This window comes from Cellulosimicrobium sp. GQ32 (genome assembly GCF_059758455.1).
Genome location: NZ_JCAXEP010000012.1, coordinates 39,633 through 55,707, shown reverse-complemented (window position 1 = coordinate 55,707; position 16,075 = coordinate 39,633). Strand labels below are relative to the sequence as shown.

Sequence of the window (16,075 nt, the reverse complement as noted above, 5' to 3'; positions counted from 1 at the left end):
CCCCAGCGTAGGACTGCCGTCAACCGAGCCGGGTGATCTCGGTGTCGCTCATCCGCAGGAGCCGACCGTGGAGGGGCGCGACCCAGGAACCGCTGTCCGGACCGGCGGTCTCCGCCGTCCACGCGACGCCGCCGTCGGAGAGGTCGAGCGCGACCAGGGACGTCGTCCCCGCGTCCCAGTCGGAGACGGCGAGGATCGCCCGGGATCCGTCCGTGTAGGCCACGTCGGCGGACCATCCCGTCCCGACGTCGAGCGCCGCGGTCACTTCCTCGCGGTCGAGCGACCAGCGTTCGCCGCCGGTCGTCAGGTCGAGCCCTGCCAGGGCGCCGTCCCCGTACCCGTTGCTGACGACGAGCGTCCCTCCCGCCGCGACGAGCACCGCGCCGGAGGTGCTCTGCTCGGACGTGCGCCACAGCTCGGTGCCCTCGACGTCGAACGCGACGAGGTCGAGGCCGTCCCGCACGAGTGTGGGCACCGGGCGCCCGTCGGTCGCCGACGGCGAGAGGACGCTGCCCGGCGGCTCCCAGAGCACCGACCCGTCCGCCCCGAGGATCGCCGGCGCAGAGTTCGGCTCGGTCCCGCTCGAGGGTCCCCAGCCGTAGTCGTAGCCGACCGGGTCGCGGGAGTAGGTGCCGTCGGCAAGGCCGACGACCCCGTCGACGGGGTTGTCGGCCTCGTCCAGGCGCGCGCCGTCGAGGGTGAACCACGCCGTGACGCCGCAGCCCTCGACACGCAGCAGGCGCGTCTCGACCGCGGTCCACAGGTTCTCGAGGTCTGCGCGGATCGCCTCCTCGCCGTCGGCCTCGCTCCACGTGATGCACTGGCCCGCTCCCGCGACGAAGGGCAGCTCCGCCTCCCAGCGCACGTCGCCCGTGAGCGCGTCCTCGACCTGGACGACGGCGGGACGTCCGTCCGGGATCTCGCTCGGCATCCCCGTCGCGTCGTCCGTCTCGAGCACCGCGCCCTCGCCGGCCGGGACGTCGCCCACCCGCTCAGCGCGGACGACCGTCCCGCCCGGGCCCGGCGTCAGGAGCGCGCCCTCCGTGCTCGCCTCACGCTGGCCTACCACCGCGCCGTCGTCGTCGACCACCGTGATCGTCCAGGTCGCGGCCACGATGCGCCCGGTCATGGGGTCGATCTCCGGCGACGGGTCCCGGACGATCCCTCCCGGGGGCTCCGGGACGGGTGCGACGCACACGAGCGTGTCGTCAGGCTCCCCCGACGGCAGAGCCCAGAAGAGCCCGTTCCCGCACGTCGCGTCCTTCCCGACACCGACCCGCCAGCGCTCCTCACCACCGTCGAGCGCGACGGCGACCGCCTCCCCGTCCACGACCGTCACGAGCGTGCCGGGCAGGAGCGCGAGCCCGCCCGTGAGTCCGACGTCGGCCGTCCACTGCTCCCGCGGGGCGTAGGGCAACGGTTCGACCCCGCCCGGCGCGGCGCGCAGACGGGCGATGTCGGCCCTGCCGTGCCACGCGTCGACCGCGAGCATCCCGCCGAGCACGAGGGCGACCCCGGCGGCGACCGCGCCGACCACGGCCGTGCGCCGCCCGGGCCGGGACGGCCGCGTGGAGCCGGGACGGACCCCGTCCGCCGCACGCTCGTCGGTGTCGAGCGTGTCGGTGTCGAGCGTGTCGGTGTCGAGCACGTCCTCGGGGCCGGTGCCCGGCGCGCCCCGGCCGGGTCCTCGCCCGTCGAGGTCCACCGGCCGGGCGGCGCCCGACCACGCGGGGCCGGCGGTGCCGCGCGGCGCAGGGGTGGAGCCGCTGGCGGATCCCCAGACGGGCCCGTCGTCCTCGAGGTCCACGTCCACGTCCGCCGACTCGACCAGCTCGAAGGTCAGTCGGTCCCGGGCGTCACGACGGCGGAGCGGCACGCGTCCAGCCTAGGCGACGGGGCCGTGCCGCCCCGCACGGCGCGGCCCCGCACCGCGGCGTCCCGGTGACGCCGGGCGACCGTCGCGTGACGCCGTCGTGAGCTCTCGACGAACACTCGTGCACTCCCGGCCGTGCCCGTCGCCTCGCCGCCACACTGCCCGTGTGCACGACGAACTCACCGATCTGACCCGGCTGGGAGTGCACGAGCCTCGTCGCCGCGCTGACAGGGCGGCTCGGCTACGGTCGCGCGGTCCTCGAACGCCGCCCGGTCGCGAGCGTTACCGACCGGTCCCCGCTCGTCGTCGCGCCGCTCCTGCTCGACGTCCAGGACATGTCCGGGGTCCACCCCGCCGAACACGACATGGGTGCCGTTATCCGTCGGATAACGGCACCCATGTCGTGTTCGACGGCGCGTGAGGTCGTGCTCGACCGGGTTGCGCCGGGGGTCAGGCCACGCCCAGGTAGGCCTCCTTGATGCTCGAGTCGGCCAGCAGCTCCTTGCCCCCGCCGCTGCGCACGACCTCGCCCGTCTCCAGCACGTAGGCGCGGTCGGAGCGCGACAGCGCCTGCTGCGCGTTCTGCTCGACGAGCAGGACCGTCGTCCCCTGGGCGTTGATCTCCGACACGATGCGGAAGATCTGCTGGATGACCATCGGCGCCAGACCCATCGACGGCTCGTCGAGGAGCAGGAGCCGTGGGCGTGCCATGAGCGCGCGCCCGATCGCGAGCATCTGCTGCTCGCCGCCGGACATCGTGCCGCCCACCTGCTCCTTGCGCTCGGCGAGGCGCGGGAAGAGGTCGAACACCCGGTCGACGGTCTCGTCGTGCTCGGCCTTCGACGCGAACGTGCGCGCGTAGGAGCCCATCTCGAGGTTCTCGATCACGGTCATGCCGGGGAAGATCCCGCGCCCCTCGGGCGCCTGCACGATGCCCTCGAGCACCCGCAGGTGGGCCTTCATCTTCGTGATGTCCTTGCCGTCGAAGAGGACCTTGCCGCGCGACACCGGACGGATGCCCGAGATCGCGCGCATCGTCGTCGTCTTCCCGGCGCCGTTCGCCCCGATGAGGGTGACGAGCTCGCCCTCATCGACGGTGATCGAGATACCCCGTACCGCCTCGATGCGCCCGTAGGCGACCGTCATGTCCTGCAGCTCAAGCAGAGGCATCGCCGCTGCCTCCTTCGGTCGTCGGCCCGGCGGCACGGTCCGCGCCCGTGCCCCCCTCGTCGGCGGTCAGCTCGGAGTCCGGCACGCCCAGGTAGGCCGCGATGACCTTGGGGTCGCTCGTGACCTCGTCGGGCGTGCCGTCCGCGATGACGCGCCCGAACTCGAGCACGACGATGCGGTCGGTCACCCCCCGCACGAGCCGCATGTCGTGCTCGATGAGCAGGACCGTGTAGCCGTCGTCGCGGATGTGGCGGATGAGGTCCATGAGGGACTCCTTCTCCGCCGGGTTGAAGCCCGCCGCCGGCTCGTCGAGGCACAGGAGCTTGGGCTCGGTCGCCAGGGCGCGTGCGATCTCCAGACGGCGCTGGTCGCCGTAGGAGAGGTTGCGCGCCTTCTCCGTCGCCCGTCCGCCCACGCCTACGAACTCGAGCAGCGCGAGCGCCCGGTCGATGGCGTCGCGCTCCTCGCGCCGGTGGCGCGGGGTGCGGAAGAGCGCGCCCGGGACGGACGTGCGGTGGCGCGCGTCCGACCCGACGACGACGTTCTCGAGCGCCGTCATCTCGTTGAACAGGCGGATGTTCTGGAACGTGCGGGCGATGCCGCGCTGCGTGATCCGGTAGCGCTTGAGCTTGCCGACCGGGGAGCCGTCGAACACGACCTGCCCCTTGGTGGGCCGGTAGACGCCGGTCATCGCGTTGAACGCCGTCGTCTTGCCCGCGCCGTTCGGCCCGATGAGGCCGAGGATCTCGCCGCGCCGGATGTCGAACGTCACGTCGTCCAGCGCGACGAGACCGCCGAACTGCACGGTGACGTTCTGCATCTGGAGCAGCGGCTCGCCGACCTTCGCGTGGACCGTGCGGTCCGGCGCGACCATCGCGTCGACGAGCTCGGGGTTGGCGAGCTCGGGTCGCACCTCGGCGACGTCGACGATCGCGGGCTCCTCCAGGACGGCGCCCGGCATGTACAGGTCGGCGCGCGACGAGTCGGCGCGGCCCGACGACGCGAGGTGCTCGTCGCCGTGCTCGCCGCCCGCCCCGATGCCGCCGGGGTCGTGGGTGCTCATCGGGTCTCCTCCCCGTCCGTCGTGCTCTCTCCCGCGCTGGTCCCGCCCGACGCCGTGGCGACGGCCGGGGAGCCCGGCCGCGCTCCGCCGTCGGACCCCGACCGCGTGGCGGCCTGCGCCGTACGGCGCGCCGCCACGTAGAGCTCACGCCCGTAGGCGAGCAGCTTCTGCCGGACGGGGATCAGACCCTGTGGACGGAAGATCATGAGCACGACCAGCGCGATCCCGAAGAACAGGTACCGGTAGCTCGCGATCTCGTTGCCGTTGATCGGGATGCCGAACAGCTCGGTGCGACCGAGGAAGAAGTTCGGCAGGTACACGATGATGAACGCGCCCAGGATCACCCCGAGCTTGTTCCCCTGGCCGCCGAGCACGACCGCACAGAGGAAGAGCACGGAGTTGATGACGTTGAAGTTCGTCGGGATGACGAACTGCACCTGGCCCGCGTAGAGCGCGCCCGCGACGCCGCCGATCGACGCGCCGATGACGAACGCCCACAGCTTGAAGCGGAACGTCGGGACGCCCATGATCTCCGCCGCGTCCTCGTCCTCGCGGATCGCGACCCAGGCACGCCCGACGCGCGAGCGCTCCAGGTTCCCCACGAGGAGCAGCGAGATGACGATGAACACGAGGCTGAGCCAGTACCACCACACGCCGGAGTTGAGCGTGCCCGCGGCGTTGCCCGCCGAGAAGACGCCGTTGGGCAGCTCCTCCGTGACGCCCACCCGGGGGTAGGCGACGCCGCGCAGGCCCTGGCCGCCGCCCGTCAGCTCGTCGAGGTTGTCCGCGAGGAGGCGGACGATCTCGCCGAAGCCGAGCGTGACGATCGCGAGGTAGTCACCGCGCAGGCGCAGCGTGGGCGAGCCGAGGATCAGCCCGGACAACGACGTGATCGCGACCGCGATCGGCAGCGCCGCGAGCCACGCCCAGTCCTGCGACAGCCACTCGTCGGTCTGGTTCCACGGGCTGTCGGGGCTCGTGAGGATCGCGACCGTGTACGCGCCGATGGCGTAGAAGCCGACGTAGCCCAGGTCGAGGAGGCCGGCCTGGCCCACGACGACGTTGAGGCCGATGGCGATGAGCGCGATCATGCCGAACTGCGCCATGACGCCGCCGAAGTTGGTCCCCACCGTGGTGAGCACCGGGATGTTGAGGATCGGCACGAGCGCGATGAAGATCAGGAACGGCACGCCGATCAGCCACTGGGTGGGTCGCGCCTGGGCGTCCCACCAGAGGCGGAACCGGTCGCCGACGCCGCCGTGCGGGCGGTCCTTCGTCGCGACCCGGCCCACGGGGGGCATGGACGTGGGGCGCCCCTCGGGGGCGGGCTGGGGTGCAGGGGTCGAGGTGCTCATGCGCGTGCCCTCCCCAGCGACTCGCCGAGGATGCCGGTCGGGCGGAACATGAGGACGATGATCAGGAGCGCGAACGCGACGACGTCGCGCCACTCCGTCCCGAACACGACCTGGCCGTAGTTCTCCATGACACCGAGCAGCAGGCCGCCGAGCAGCGCGCCCCGCAGGTTGCCGATCCCGCCGAGCACCGCGGCGCAGAACGCCTTGATGCCGAGGATGAAGCCGCCGGAGTAGATGATCCCGTTCGGCACGCGCAGCGTGTAGAGCAGCGCGGCCGCGCCGGCGAGGATGCCGCCGATGAGGAACGTCAGCATGATGACGCGCTCGCGCGAGACGCCCATGAGGGTCGCGGTCACCGGGTCCTGCGCGACGGCGCGGATGCCGCGGCCGAACTTCGTCCGGTTGATGAACATGTCCGTCGCGAGCGCGAGGACCAGCGCGGACAGGATGATGACGAGCGTGATGTTCGTGACCGGCGCGCCGCCGATCGTGAACTGCACCTCGGGCTGCACGAGCCGGATCGGCTGCTGCGCGTTGACGCCGCCGAGGGTGCCGCCCGTGAGCTTCGGCAGCACGAAGTGCACGAACTCCTGGATGATGAACGACATCCCGATCGCGGTGATGAGGAACACGAGCGCCGGGGCGCCGCGCCGTCGCAGCGGTCTGTAGGCCACGCGCTCCAGCCCGACGGCGGCGCCGCCCGCGACGAGCATGCCGCCGAGCATCGCGATGCCGAGGTAGAGGACGGTGAGGGCGATGCCCTTGTCGTACACGTTCCCGCTCGGGGCGAAACCCAGGAGCATGAGGGTCGCGTACTGCCCGAACATGCCGAGCATGAAGACCTCGGAGTGGGCGAAGTTGATGAGCCGCAGCACGCCGTAGACGAGCGTGTAGCCGACGGCCACGAGCGCGTAGATCGCGCCGTAGGTGAGGCCCTCGATGGTGAGGCCCCAGAAGTTCCGGGCGAGGCCGGCGATGTTGAAGTCGATGAGGGACTGGTGGACGAGGGGACCGGCGGTCGCGCTGTGCATCAGCGCGTCAGCAAGAGCGGGCATGACGCTCCCTGATTCTCTCTCTGGTGTACGAGGTCGTGGTCCACGACGGGCGCCCCGCCCGCCGGCCCCGCGCGGTGCGGGGCGTCGGGGCAGGGCGCCCGTCGTCGTCGGACTACTGGACCTCGTAGATCCAGATGAGCGCCGAGGCGAGCTCGCCCGTGTCGTCCCACTCGTAGGTGCGGGCCAGGCCCTCACCGGAGTAGTTCGCCACGTAGTCGATCAGGCCGGCGCGGTCGGTCACCCCGGACGCGATGCCCGTGAGCATGATCGTCGCGAGGTCGTAGCCCTCGACCGAGTACACGCCCGGCGCCTGGCCGTTCGTCTCCTCGTACGTGGCCGCGAAGTCCTCCGGAGCCGGGCCGCACGGGCAGGAGAGGATCGCGCCCTTGGACGCCTCGCCCGCCTGCGAGACGAACTGCGGGTCGTTCGTGCCGTCCGCCGAGACGAACGGGATGTCGACGCCGCCGTCGCGCAGACCCTGCACGAACGGCGCCGCCTCGGCGTAGTAGCCGGCGTAGAAGACCGCGTCGGCGTCGGCGCCCGAGATGATCTGGACGGCGGCCGAGAAGTCCTTGTCACCCGTCTTGACCTCGGCGGCGCAGTCCTCGTTCGCGGCGTCGCCCAGGCCCTCGGTGATCTGCTGGGCGAGACCGATGCCGTAGTCCGAGTTGTCGGAGACGACGCAGACGCTGGAGAAGTTCTTCGTGTTGACGAGGTACTTCGCGACCGACGGGCCCTGGACGGCGTCGTTGGCGAGGCCGCGGAAGAAGTTCGTCCAGCCGTTCTTCGTCAGGTCGGGGTTCGTGGCCGACGCCGTGAGCGACAGCAGACCCGCCTGGCTGAAGACGTCGCCGGTCGCGGCGGTCTCGCCGGAGAACGCCGGGCCGAGCAGACCGAGCACGGACGCGTCACCGACGATCTGCGGCGCGACCTGGGTGGCCTTCTGCGGGTCGCCCTCGGTGTCGAACTCCTTGATGGTCACCTGGCACCCGGGGTTCGCCGCGTTGAACGCGTCCACCGCGACCTGCGCCCCGTAGAGGATGTTGAGGCCGAGCGCGGCGTTCGGGCCCGTGAGGGCACCCGCCATCGCGATCGACGTGCCCTCGGCGCACTCGGCGCTGCCGTCGCCGGCCGGGTCGGCCGGGTTGCCGGCCTCGGTCGCCTCGACCTCGGCGCCGTCGATGTCGATCTGGACCGAGGGGACGATGCTCAGCTCGGCCGAGCCGCCACCGTCGTCGGTCTCGGTCGACGTCCCGGTCGTCTCGTCTCCGCCGCCCTGGGACTGGGGACCGCAGGCGGTGAGGACGAGAGTGGCCGCGAGGAGCAGAGCAGCGCCCCCGCTCGCCCGTCGTGCTGTGCGATGCATGCCAACCTCCGTGGTCCTGATCCCCGCGGAGGGCAGCCAAGCCGCTTCTCCCCGCGGTCGATCGCTGAATTCAACACTGAATTGCGTGCTGAATAGTGACACAGGTCACCCGGCGACGAAACCTGCTCACGGACGTGTCGCCCGGAGCCCTCCGCGGCATCTCGGAGGGCTCCGGACCCACGAATCCGCGGGAGGTGGCGCCTCCGCGTTCCTGGGTGACGCGAACGTAGGCGGATCGGATTTCGTGGGACGCAGGGAGTTGTTACCGACTCGTAACGTAAGGGTCTCGTTTCGTTCCGTGGACGGTACGAATGTGCCGATTCCGGCGTCCGCCTACGGTGGAGCGATGGCCCTCGCGTCCCACCTCCTGCACACCCGCTGGTTCGTTCGGGCCCCGATCGTCCTCTTCCGCTCCGGCCTCGGCTTCCTCGCCGGCGGACGGCTCCTGCTCCTCGGCCACCGCGGCCGGTCCACGGGCGAGGCGCGGTACGTCGTGCTCGAGGTGACCGACCGACCCGCGCCGGGGTCGTGGCTCGTCGTCGCCGGGCTGGGACCCCGGTCGCAGTGGTACCGCAACGTCGTCGCGGACCCGCGCGTGCTCGTGTGGGTGGGTCGCCGCCGGCACGTGCGGAGCACCGCCCGCACGCTCTCGCCCGACGACGGCGCCCGGCTCCTGCGCGACTACGCCTCCCGATACGCGCGGGGCTGGGCCGTGCTGGAGCCGGTGCTCCGCGAGTGGGCGGAGCCCCTCGCCGCCGAGCACGGGGAGGCCGACTGGCGACGGGTCGTACCGGTGGTGGAGCTGACCGCGCTCGGGCCGTGACCTGCGGCGTCGGGCCGTCGTGAGGTCGTCACGACACTCGCGGGGCAAGCCATGGCCAAGAAGGGGCATACCCTGTACGGTTGACCCCGAGATTGCAGTGCCTCGCTTGTCCTCGCGTCGATGTGACCGCCACCCGGCGGGCGCCCGGCGGACCTTGTTACCCAAGAGTTGACGACGAACACCGTGATGTACTCCCCTGCGCCCGCGGGGGGTGTTTCCACACTCTTGAAGGAGTAACAATGGCTACCGGAACCGTGAAGTGGTTCAACAGCGAGAAGGGCTACGGCTTCATCGCCCCCGAGGACGGCTCGGCCGACGTGTTCGCGCACTACTCCGCGATCCAGTCGCAGGGCTTCCGCACGCTGGAGGAGAACCAGCGCGTCGAGTTCGACGTGACGCAGGGCCCCAAGGGCCCGCAGGCGGAGAACATCCGCGCGATCTGATCCGATCTCCCCGGTGACGACCCTCGCGGGTCGCGCCGACCGATCGTTCACCGAGCGCCCCCGACCTTCCGGTCGGGGGCGCTCGTGCGTCCGGGTCTGGTCGTTCGTCGGGTGAGGTGCCGAACCCGTGGCTGTGGGTCACGCGACGGTCGACATGACGCGTCACCCCGGGTTCGGCGGAGAGCGCGGCCCCGCGAACCCGGGGTCGTGGGGCACGCGGCGGCACGCGTGACGCTCGACCCCGGGTTCGGCGGCGCAGGCGGAACCGCGGGCCGGGGGTCCGCGTTGATCCGGGAGTGAGCCGTACCGGCCACGACCCCCGCGCGAGCGTCCGACGCCGCGCCACCGAACTCGGAGGACGACCCATGGGATTCCTGGACCGGCTCCTCGGCCGCGAGCCGCGTGACCCGTACGGTGCGCCGCAGCAGGCGAGCCCCTACGGCTCGGCCGCGCAGCACCCCACTCAGAACCCCGCTCAGCCCGTCTACGGCAGCGCGCCGCAGGACGCGCGCGTCGGCGCGGCCGGGCCCCGCACGCCCGACCAGGTCGCGGTCGACCGCTACCGGTACCTGCTGCGCACCGCGCCGCCGGACCAGGTCGAGCAGGCGCACGCCGAGGCGTTCGCCCGCCTGACGCCCGAGCAGCGACGGCAGGTGCTCACCGAGCTGGGTGAGCAGGTCCCGGCGTCGGAGCGCGCGACGTCCGACGCACCGCAGGACCTCGCCCGGATGGCGACGCGCGCCGAGATGCGCCAACCCGGCACGCTCGAGCGCACGTTCGCCGGCCGCGGCCAGGGCGCACCCGGGTTCGGCGCCATGGTCGGCTCGAGCCTGCTCGGCACGATCGCGGGCGTCGTCATCGGCTCGGCGGTCGCGAACGCGCTGTTCGGGCCCGCGTTCGCCGACCCGACGCAGCCCGTCGCGGAGGACGCGGCGGCCGAGCAGGGCGCCGAGGATCCTGGCGCCGCCGAGGGCGGCGACGGCGGAGCGGTCGAGGCGACGGGCGAGCACGCGGGCGGCGACGACGGCGGCGGCTACGACGGCGGTGGGGACTTCGGCGGCGGCGACTTCGGCGGAGGATTCGACGACTTCGGCGGCTTCGGGGAGTTCTGACCCGGCGCACACCGCCGGTTCCACCTCGCCCGGCCGGGCGGAGCGTGCTCGGCCGGGCGGACGACGCTCAGCCGCCGGGCGCGGAGCCCGTCAGCCCGAGGAAGGCACCGAGCTCCTCGACGCCCCGCGGGGAGTGCGGCAGGAGGTCGGTGAGTCCGGGCGAGCGCACGACGACCGCGCTCCACTGCGCGCGCGACACCGCCACGTTGACCCGGTGCCGCGAGAGCAGGAACCCGAGCCCGCGCGACGCCTCGCGGCCCGACGAGGCGGCGAGCGTCACGACGACGACCGGCGCCTCCTTGCCCTGGAACCGGTCGACCGTGCCCACCTGGACGTCCGGGTACCCAGCCGACTCGAGCGCCGCGCGCACGGCCCACACCTGCGCGTTGTACGCCGCGACGACCAGGACGTCCCCCTGCCCGAGCGGACGGCGTTCCTCCACCCCGCCGACGGTCGTCGTCCACGTCCGCCCGAGGACCCGCTCGACCTGGCGGACGACCTCGGCCGCCTCTTCGGGCGAGCGCACCGAGTTCCCCGCGTGCTCCACGAGCACCTGCTCGACCCCGGGAAGGACGCCGTCGAGCTCGCGCTCCGCGGTGCACGGGTGCGCATGGAGACGGTCCTCGTACGCGAGGGTCGAGACGGCCTGCGCGAGGCGCGGGTGCATGCGCCAGGTGGTCGGCAGGAAGTAGCCGCGCCCCGGGGGCAGCACACCGTGGCCGTCGGCCAGCCAGCCGAGCGCGGACCGGTCGACGGGCTCCGGATGGCGCCCCTGGCTCACCTGCGGGAGCTGCTGCGGGTCGCCGAGAAGGAGGAGCCGGCGGGCGGCACGCGACACGGCGACCGTGGTCGCGAGCGAGAGCTGACCGGCCTCGTCGACGACGAGCAGGTCGAACGTTCCGGCCGGGAGCCGGTCGGCCGCGAAGTCCCAGGCGGTCCCGCCGACGACGCGCGGCCCCGGCTGCGTCGCGAACGTCGCGAGGTGGGCGCCGTCGAGCTCGTCGCACACGGCGCGCGCCGACGGCCCGTCCGCCGCGATCTTCTTCGCCACGACCTCGCGCGGGACGCCCGCCCCGAGCACGACCGCCCGCAGCGTGTTCTCGACGACGGCGTGCGACTGGGCGACGACACCGACCCGCCAGCCTCGTGCGACGAGCCGCGCGACGACGCGCGACCCGACGTACGTCTTGCCGGTCCCGGGCGGGCCCTGGACCGCGAGGTACGAGTCGTCGAGCCGTTCGACGGCGGCCGTGACCGCCGCGACGACGTCGCCGTCCACGACGGGCGGGAGCCCGGGCCCGGTCGCTCCGTCGGCGCCCTCCGGGAAGTGCGCGCCGTCGTGACCTTCCAGCACGTGGAGGCCGTCCGAACCTGCGGCGGTCGCCGGCGCGAGCCGTGGGTTCCGCCGCAGGAGCACGTCGGTCGCGGCGTCGCGCGGCAGCGCGCCCGTCGTCTGCCACGTCCGGAGCGCGGTCCGTGCCGCGGCCTCCGCCGCCGCCTCGAGCGGCTTCGCGCTCGGGCCCGGCGACGGGGTGAGCGCGACGGGGGTCGCGTCGAACGGCTCGGCACCGGTCGGGAGCTGCTCGCGCACGACCAGCACGTCCCGCTCGCCCGCGGGCGTCGTTCGACGCACCGCGTCCACGATCGACGCGCCCGTGAGCCAGCCACGTACCCCGTCGGCCGCGGTCTTGACGCACGGCGGCAGCGGCGGGTCGTAGAGGACGTACGGCGCCACGCCGATGCGCAGGTCGCTGCCCTCCGGGAGCCGGCCCACGAGCTCGAGGCGGCGCGACCACGTCCGGCGTCCTGGCTCGACCTCCCAGCCCGAGACGACCTCGGCCTGCTCGACGAGGAACGCGTTGCGGCGCCCCAGCCACTCGTCCACCGGGAGCGAGAGCCGCGAGTAGTGCTCGTGCCAGAACGGCTTCGCCTCCCGCCGGAAGTACCCGGTGGCCGCGCCGTAGAGGGCGAGCGCCCGCTCGTCGGCGCCGCGCCGGGCCCGGTCCTCCCCCACGACCTGCCGGATCTCCTCCTCCAGCACCACCGCGGACGACCGCTCCTGCACGGCGATCCCTTCCGCCGAAGCCTCCCCACGGCTGTCGGCCGCGGACTCGCCCCGGGCAGAGGCGACGGACGCAGCGGGGTCGGGGGAGACGCGCGCCGTCGTGGCGGGCCTGGCGGGAGCATCCGAGGGACGAGGATGCGGAGGGTAGACGGCGCGCGTCTCCCCCGACCCCGCACCCAGGCCGACCGTCGCGTCGTCACGAGCAGCGACCGCACGCCGCAACCAGTCCGTCAGCCGCAGCGTCGACACGCAGTCGTACCGGTTGTAGTCCGCGATCCCGCGGAGCAGCTCGTCCGCCTCGTCGTCGCGGCCGGCCTCGCGCAGCGCGGTGTACTCCGCGTACGCGACGACGGACGCGGCGGCGGTGGTCACGTCGCCGGTGCGCAGCTCGTCGCCCATGTAGAGCGGCTCGAGCTTCTTGATCGACCGGGACTTGTCGGAGACGTGCAGCGCCTGGCGCACGACGGCGTAGAGGTCGACGAGGACGCCGTCGCGCAGGAGGTCGTCGACCTCCTCCTCGTACACGCCGTGCCGCGCGGCGATGGCGAGCAGGTGCGCGCGCTCGTAGTCGGCGTAGTGGTAGACGTGCAGGTCCGGGTACGTGCGGCGGCGCGCGTTGACGTGGTCGACGAACGCGACCAGGGCGTCGCGCTCCGCCGCGAGGTCGTGCGCCCACAGCGCGTGGAAGGGCGGGCGGTCCTCGGGCGCGTCGGGACGCTCGACCCAGCCGAACAGGTAGTCGAGGCCCCAGCTCGTGCCGCCCGCGTCCGTCCACAGCGGGTCGCCCTCGAAGTCGAAGAAGACGTCACCCGGGCTCGGCGCGGGCAGCGCGAGCACCGGGGCCGGGTCGTCGATGCGCCACGAGAGCTCGTGCGGCCCCGACGCGTCGGCCCACACGACCGTGCCGTCGGACGGGCCCGTGCCGAGCTGGAGCGCGGCCTGACGTCGGACCTTCGCGAACGTGGACCGGCTCATGCCGCCGGGGACCGGCGTCTCGTCGGTCGCGGCCGCGAGCTCGTCGATCGTGCGGATCCCCGCCGCGTGCAGCCGTGCGCGCTGCGACTCGTACACCCCGCCCACGAGCAGCACGTCGCGGTGCGCGTCGATCTGCGCCCGGCAGTCGGCGCAGCGCCCGCAAGCCCGGACGCCCGGGTCGTCCCAGGGGGCGCGACCGTCGCGCGCGACGTGCTCGGCCGTGAGCCGGACGAGGTGGTCGCGGCGGTCCCGGAACACGGGCAGGAGGTCGGCGAGGCGGTGCGACGTGCGCTCACGCGTGCCGAGCACGAGCGAGACGTCGGGGTCGACGGGCACGCCCGCGGCCTGGAGCTGGTCAACGTACGCGGCGAGCTGGAGCAGCGCGGGGACCTTGGCGCGCCGCGCGAGCTTGGTGTCGACGACGGCGTAGCGGGCCGCCCCCGTGTCGTCGGTGCCGGTCCGGACGAGGAAGTCGGCGCGCCCGTGGAAGGAGCCGTCGAAGAACGCCGCCTGGTGCACGACGTCGGCGCCGGCCTCGAGAGCGGCGAGCGTGCTCGCCTGGGCTGCCACGAGCTCGTCCCAGGAGACCCCGCCCGGCGCCTCGAGGCGCACGACGCCGCGGCCCGTCGTCGGGTCGAACGCACCGTGCTCGGCCTCGTAGCCGGCGAGGACCTCGCGCTCGTGCCGCGCGCCGAGCGCCGCGGTGCGCGCGAGCATGGCGTCCTCACCGGCGTCGGGACGCGGGGCACGGCCGAGCTGCTCGTCGAGCCGGCACAGGAGCCGGTACTCGCAGTCGGCGGCGACGACGAGGTCGCTCGCCGAGTGCACGAGGACGCGTTCGCGCGCGGGCGCGCTGCCCGTGACGGTCCGGCCGGGATCGGCCGCGACGGTCCGCAGCGCCGGCTCGTCGACGAGGAACACGCACACCTCCGGGTCGGGGACGATCGCCGCCGGGCGGGAGCTGGGCCGCCTCGCCGGTCTGCGTCCGTTCTACCAGCGGCCACCCACGCCGCGGCGCCGATTCGTGCCGGTGGCCACGACTCCCCTACTGTTCCCGTCGAACCCGGAGCCCCGTCGAGACCCTGCGTCCCCGTCGACCGTGCGCCGGACGCTACCGAAGGAGGACCCCATGGCCGTGCGGTTCGTGCCGCCCCCGGGGTGGCCCGTCCCCCAGGGCTTCACCCCCACGACCGACTGGCACCCGGACCCGTCCTGGCCGGCCCCGCCCCCGGGCTGGGTGTTCTGGGAGGACGCCGCGGCCTCGGGGCCCCCGGTCCCCGTGCCCCTCCCGGACGCGCCGGTCCTCCGCACGACCGAGCCCCTGCCCTCCGGGCCCGGGACGCCGACACGCCGGTCGCTGCGCGCGCGCTCCTCCGGGGCGACCCCGGTCGTCGGCGCACCCCCCACCGGCCCGGGGGTCGACGCGACGCACGTGGCGACGCTCGCCCCGGTCGCGACGGGCGCCGTCGACGACCACCCGGTCGCCGGCTCGACGATGATCCTCCCCGCGCTCGGCGCGCTGCTCGACGACCCGGCCGCCCGCCCGGCGGTCGCGGGCGCGGCCCCGACGGTCTCGGCCGGAGCCGCACGGTCCGGCGTGGTGGCCGTCGGCCCGACGCCCGCCGGCCCGGCCGCGGCACCGCCGCGCGCGACGGCGAACCCGGCGCGCACCCCCGGGGGTGTCGGTCCGCTCGCGCTCCCCGGCGCCGACGACGACGAGGACGCCGCCCCCGACCGCGGCCGCCGGTGGCTCGTCCCGACCGCCGTCGGTCTCGCGGGTGTCGCCCTCGGCCTGCTCGTCGGCATCGGCCTGACGCTCTCCGCGCAGGGCGAGGCGCAGCGCGAGAAGGCCGAGGCGCAGCGCGTGCAGAGCGAGGTCGCGGCCGAGCGCGAGCAGCTCGAGTCGGAGCGTGCCGACCTGGAGGCCCAGCGGGCCGAGCTCGACGCGGCGACGACGCAGCTCACCGAGCGCGAGGCGGCGATCACGAAGGCCGAGGAGGACGCCGCCAAGCGGTCGCAGGAGCTCGACGACCGGCAGAAGCAGCAGGACGAGCGCGACCAGCAGAACCAGCCCGGTCCGGGGAACAACGGCAACGGCAACAACGGGAACGACGGGAACACCGACGACGGCGGCTGGGACTGGGGCGACTGGGGCTGGTGAGACCGCGGTGGACGCCCGCGAGCCCGGAGCTCACTTCTCCGGGTCGGGGTGCTCGGCGAGGTGCGCGTAGCGGCTGAGGATGCGCGGCCACCCGGTGAAGCGCGACCGCACGCGCTCGCTGCCGGGAGCCCACCCGCCGTGCTCGAACCGCACGGCGGTCCCGGTCGCGCTCGGCCGCAGGTCGAGCCGCACGAGCGACGCCCGGCCCGGGGGCTGCCCGGGGGTGAAGGTGTGCGCGAGGTGGGTCGCGCGCTCCCAGAGGGTGACACGCCCCCACACCTGCTCGTCCGCACCGTGGGACGCGACCACGCGACCGCCGACCACGGGCTCGACGACGAGGCCGGTGAACGAGCGGGCGTCCTCGGTGTATCCCGGAGGCCACCACTCCGCGATCCGGTCGACGTACGTGTCGAACGCGACCTCGACGGGGCACGCGAGCCGGAGCTCGTGGACGATCGGGGCGAGGCTCATGCGGTCCTCCCGGGTGCGACCGGGACGCGGCGGCCGGTGCGCGTCCGGATGCAGTGAACCGCGCCCGACGACGTCGCGCCACCGGTGGCTCGTCGGCGCCGGTGCTCGGCGTGCGCGCCCGGTCTCCACGAACGTCTCACGGA

Annotated in this window: 12 protein-coding genes; 4 read left to right on the top strand and 8 right to left on the bottom strand. The window is 73.8% G+C overall.

The genetic code is table 11. The annotated features are described in order from the left end of the window. Positions 1-19: 19 nt before the first annotated feature. The 6 genes from AC6CH9_RS17455 to AC6CH9_RS17430 form a co-directional block, all read right to left on the bottom strand. On the bottom strand, positions 20-1,876 hold the full coding sequence (locus AC6CH9_RS17455) for an outer membrane protein assembly factor BamB family protein (protein WP_498156033.1): 1,857 nt from the start codon (positions 1,874-1,876) through the stop codon (positions 20-22). A 447-nt stretch (positions 1,877-2,323) separates the two neighbouring features. Further along, positions 2,324-3,043, bottom strand: a complete 720-nt coding sequence (locus AC6CH9_RS17450; RefSeq protein WP_498156032.1) for an ABC transporter ATP-binding protein — start codon at positions 3,041-3,043, stop codon at positions 2,324-2,326. Further along, positions 3,030-4,106 (bottom strand): ABC transporter ATP-binding protein, encoded by a 1,077-nt coding sequence (locus tag AC6CH9_RS17445; protein ID WP_087470218.1) that lies wholly within the window; start codon positions 4,104-4,106, stop codon positions 3,030-3,032. The genes AC6CH9_RS17450 and AC6CH9_RS17445 overlap by 14 nt, the downstream gene beginning before the upstream one ends. Beyond that, on the bottom strand, positions 4,103-5,461 hold the full coding sequence (locus AC6CH9_RS17440) for a branched-chain amino acid ABC transporter permease (RefSeq protein ID WP_498156031.1): 1,359 nt from the start codon (positions 5,459-5,461) through the stop codon (positions 4,103-4,105). The genes AC6CH9_RS17445 and AC6CH9_RS17440 overlap by 4 nt, the downstream gene beginning before the upstream one ends. After that, positions 5,458-6,516: a branched-chain amino acid ABC transporter permease gene (locus AC6CH9_RS17435; protein WP_498156030.1), complete on the bottom strand. Its 1,059-nt coding sequence runs from the start codon at positions 6,514-6,516 to the stop codon at positions 5,458-5,460. The genes AC6CH9_RS17440 and AC6CH9_RS17435 overlap by 4 nt, the downstream gene beginning before the upstream one ends. Positions 6,517-6,628: 112 nt before the next feature. Further along, complete coding sequence (locus tag AC6CH9_RS17430) at positions 6,629-7,882, bottom strand: branched-chain amino acid ABC transporter substrate-binding protein (protein WP_498156029.1); 1,254 nt, start codon at positions 7,880-7,882, stop codon at positions 6,629-6,631. A 346-nt stretch (positions 7,883-8,228) separates the two neighbouring features. Between AC6CH9_RS17430 and AC6CH9_RS17425 the strand changes: the two genes are divergently transcribed. The 3 genes from AC6CH9_RS17425 to AC6CH9_RS17415 all read left to right on the top strand — a co-directional run bounded on the left by AC6CH9_RS17425 (position 8,229) and on the right by AC6CH9_RS17415 (position 10,260). Continuing rightward, the gene (locus AC6CH9_RS17425; protein ID WP_498156028.1) at positions 8,229-8,705 is read left to right on the top strand and encodes a nitroreductase family deazaflavin-dependent oxidoreductase; all 477 of its coding nucleotides are present in this window, start codon (positions 8,229-8,231) and stop codon (positions 8,703-8,705) included. 239 nt (positions 8,706-8,944) lie between these two features. Continuing rightward, entirely contained in the window at positions 8,945-9,148 is a 204-nt protein-coding gene (cspE, locus tag AC6CH9_RS17420) for a transcription antiterminator/RNA stability regulator CspE (RefSeq protein WP_047231069.1), read from the top strand. A 365-nt stretch (positions 9,149-9,513) separates the two neighbouring features. After that, positions 9,514-10,260: a hypothetical protein gene (locus AC6CH9_RS17415; protein ID WP_498156027.1), complete on the top strand. Its 747-nt coding sequence runs from the start codon at positions 9,514-9,516 to the stop codon at positions 10,258-10,260. Between the two features lie 67 nt (positions 10,261-10,327). Here AC6CH9_RS17415 and AC6CH9_RS17410 read toward each other — a convergent pair whose 3' ends face one another. Next, on the bottom strand, positions 10,328-14,221 hold the full coding sequence (locus tag AC6CH9_RS17410) for a TM0106 family RecB-like putative nuclease (protein WP_498156026.1): 3,894 nt from the start codon (positions 14,219-14,221) through the stop codon (positions 10,328-10,330). 208 nt (positions 14,222-14,429) lie between these two features. On the opposite strand from AC6CH9_RS17410, the gene AC6CH9_RS17405 reads away from it, so the two are divergent. Further along, positions 14,430-15,461: a hypothetical protein gene (locus tag AC6CH9_RS17405; protein ID WP_498156025.1), complete on the top strand. Its 1,032-nt coding sequence runs from the start codon at positions 14,430-14,432 to the stop codon at positions 15,459-15,461. Positions 15,462-15,491: 30 nt separating this feature from the next. Here AC6CH9_RS17405 and AC6CH9_RS17400 read toward each other — a convergent pair whose 3' ends face one another. Further along, complete coding sequence (locus AC6CH9_RS17400) at positions 15,492-15,932, bottom strand: SRPBCC domain-containing protein (RefSeq protein WP_498156024.1); 441 nt, start codon at positions 15,930-15,932, stop codon at positions 15,492-15,494. Positions 15,933-16,075: the final 143 nt, after the last annotated feature.

Bases quoted from the DNA above. Each gene is read 5' to 3' on its own strand.
- AC6CH9_RS17405 (WP_498156025.1), top strand. From the start codon at position 14,430: ATGGCCGTGCGGTTCGTGCCGCCCCCGGGGTGGCCCGTCCCCCAGGGC.
- cspE (WP_047231069.1), top strand. From the start codon at position 8,945: ATGGCTACCGGAACCGTGAAGTGGTTCAACAGCGAGAAGGGCTACGGC.
- AC6CH9_RS17415 (WP_498156027.1), top strand. From the start codon at position 9,514: ATGGGATTCCTGGACCGGCTCCTCGGCCGCGAGCCGCGTGACCCGTAC.
- AC6CH9_RS17430 (WP_498156029.1), bottom strand. From the start codon at position 7,882: ATGCATCGCACAGCACGACGGGCGAGCGGGGGCGCTGCTCTGCTCCTC.
- AC6CH9_RS17435 (WP_498156030.1), bottom strand. From the start codon at position 6,516: ATGCCCGCTCTTGCTGACGCGCTGATGCACAGCGCGACCGCCGGTCCC.
- AC6CH9_RS17445 (WP_087470218.1), bottom strand. From the start codon at position 4,106: ATGAGCACCCACGACCCCGGCGGCATCGGGGCGGGCGGCGAGCACGGC.
- AC6CH9_RS17400 (WP_498156024.1), bottom strand. From the start codon at position 15,932: ATGAGCCTCGCCCCGATCGTCCACGAGCTCCGGCTCGCGTGCCCCGTC.
- AC6CH9_RS17440 (WP_498156031.1), bottom strand. From the start codon at position 5,461: ATGAGCACCTCGACCCCTGCACCCCAGCCCGCCCCCGAGGGGCGCCCC.
- AC6CH9_RS17425 (WP_498156028.1), top strand. From the start codon at position 8,229: ATGGCCCTCGCGTCCCACCTCCTGCACACCCGCTGGTTCGTTCGGGCC.
- AC6CH9_RS17450 (WP_498156032.1), bottom strand. From the start codon at position 3,043: ATGCCTCTGCTTGAGCTGCAGGACATGACGGTCGCCTACGGGCGCATC.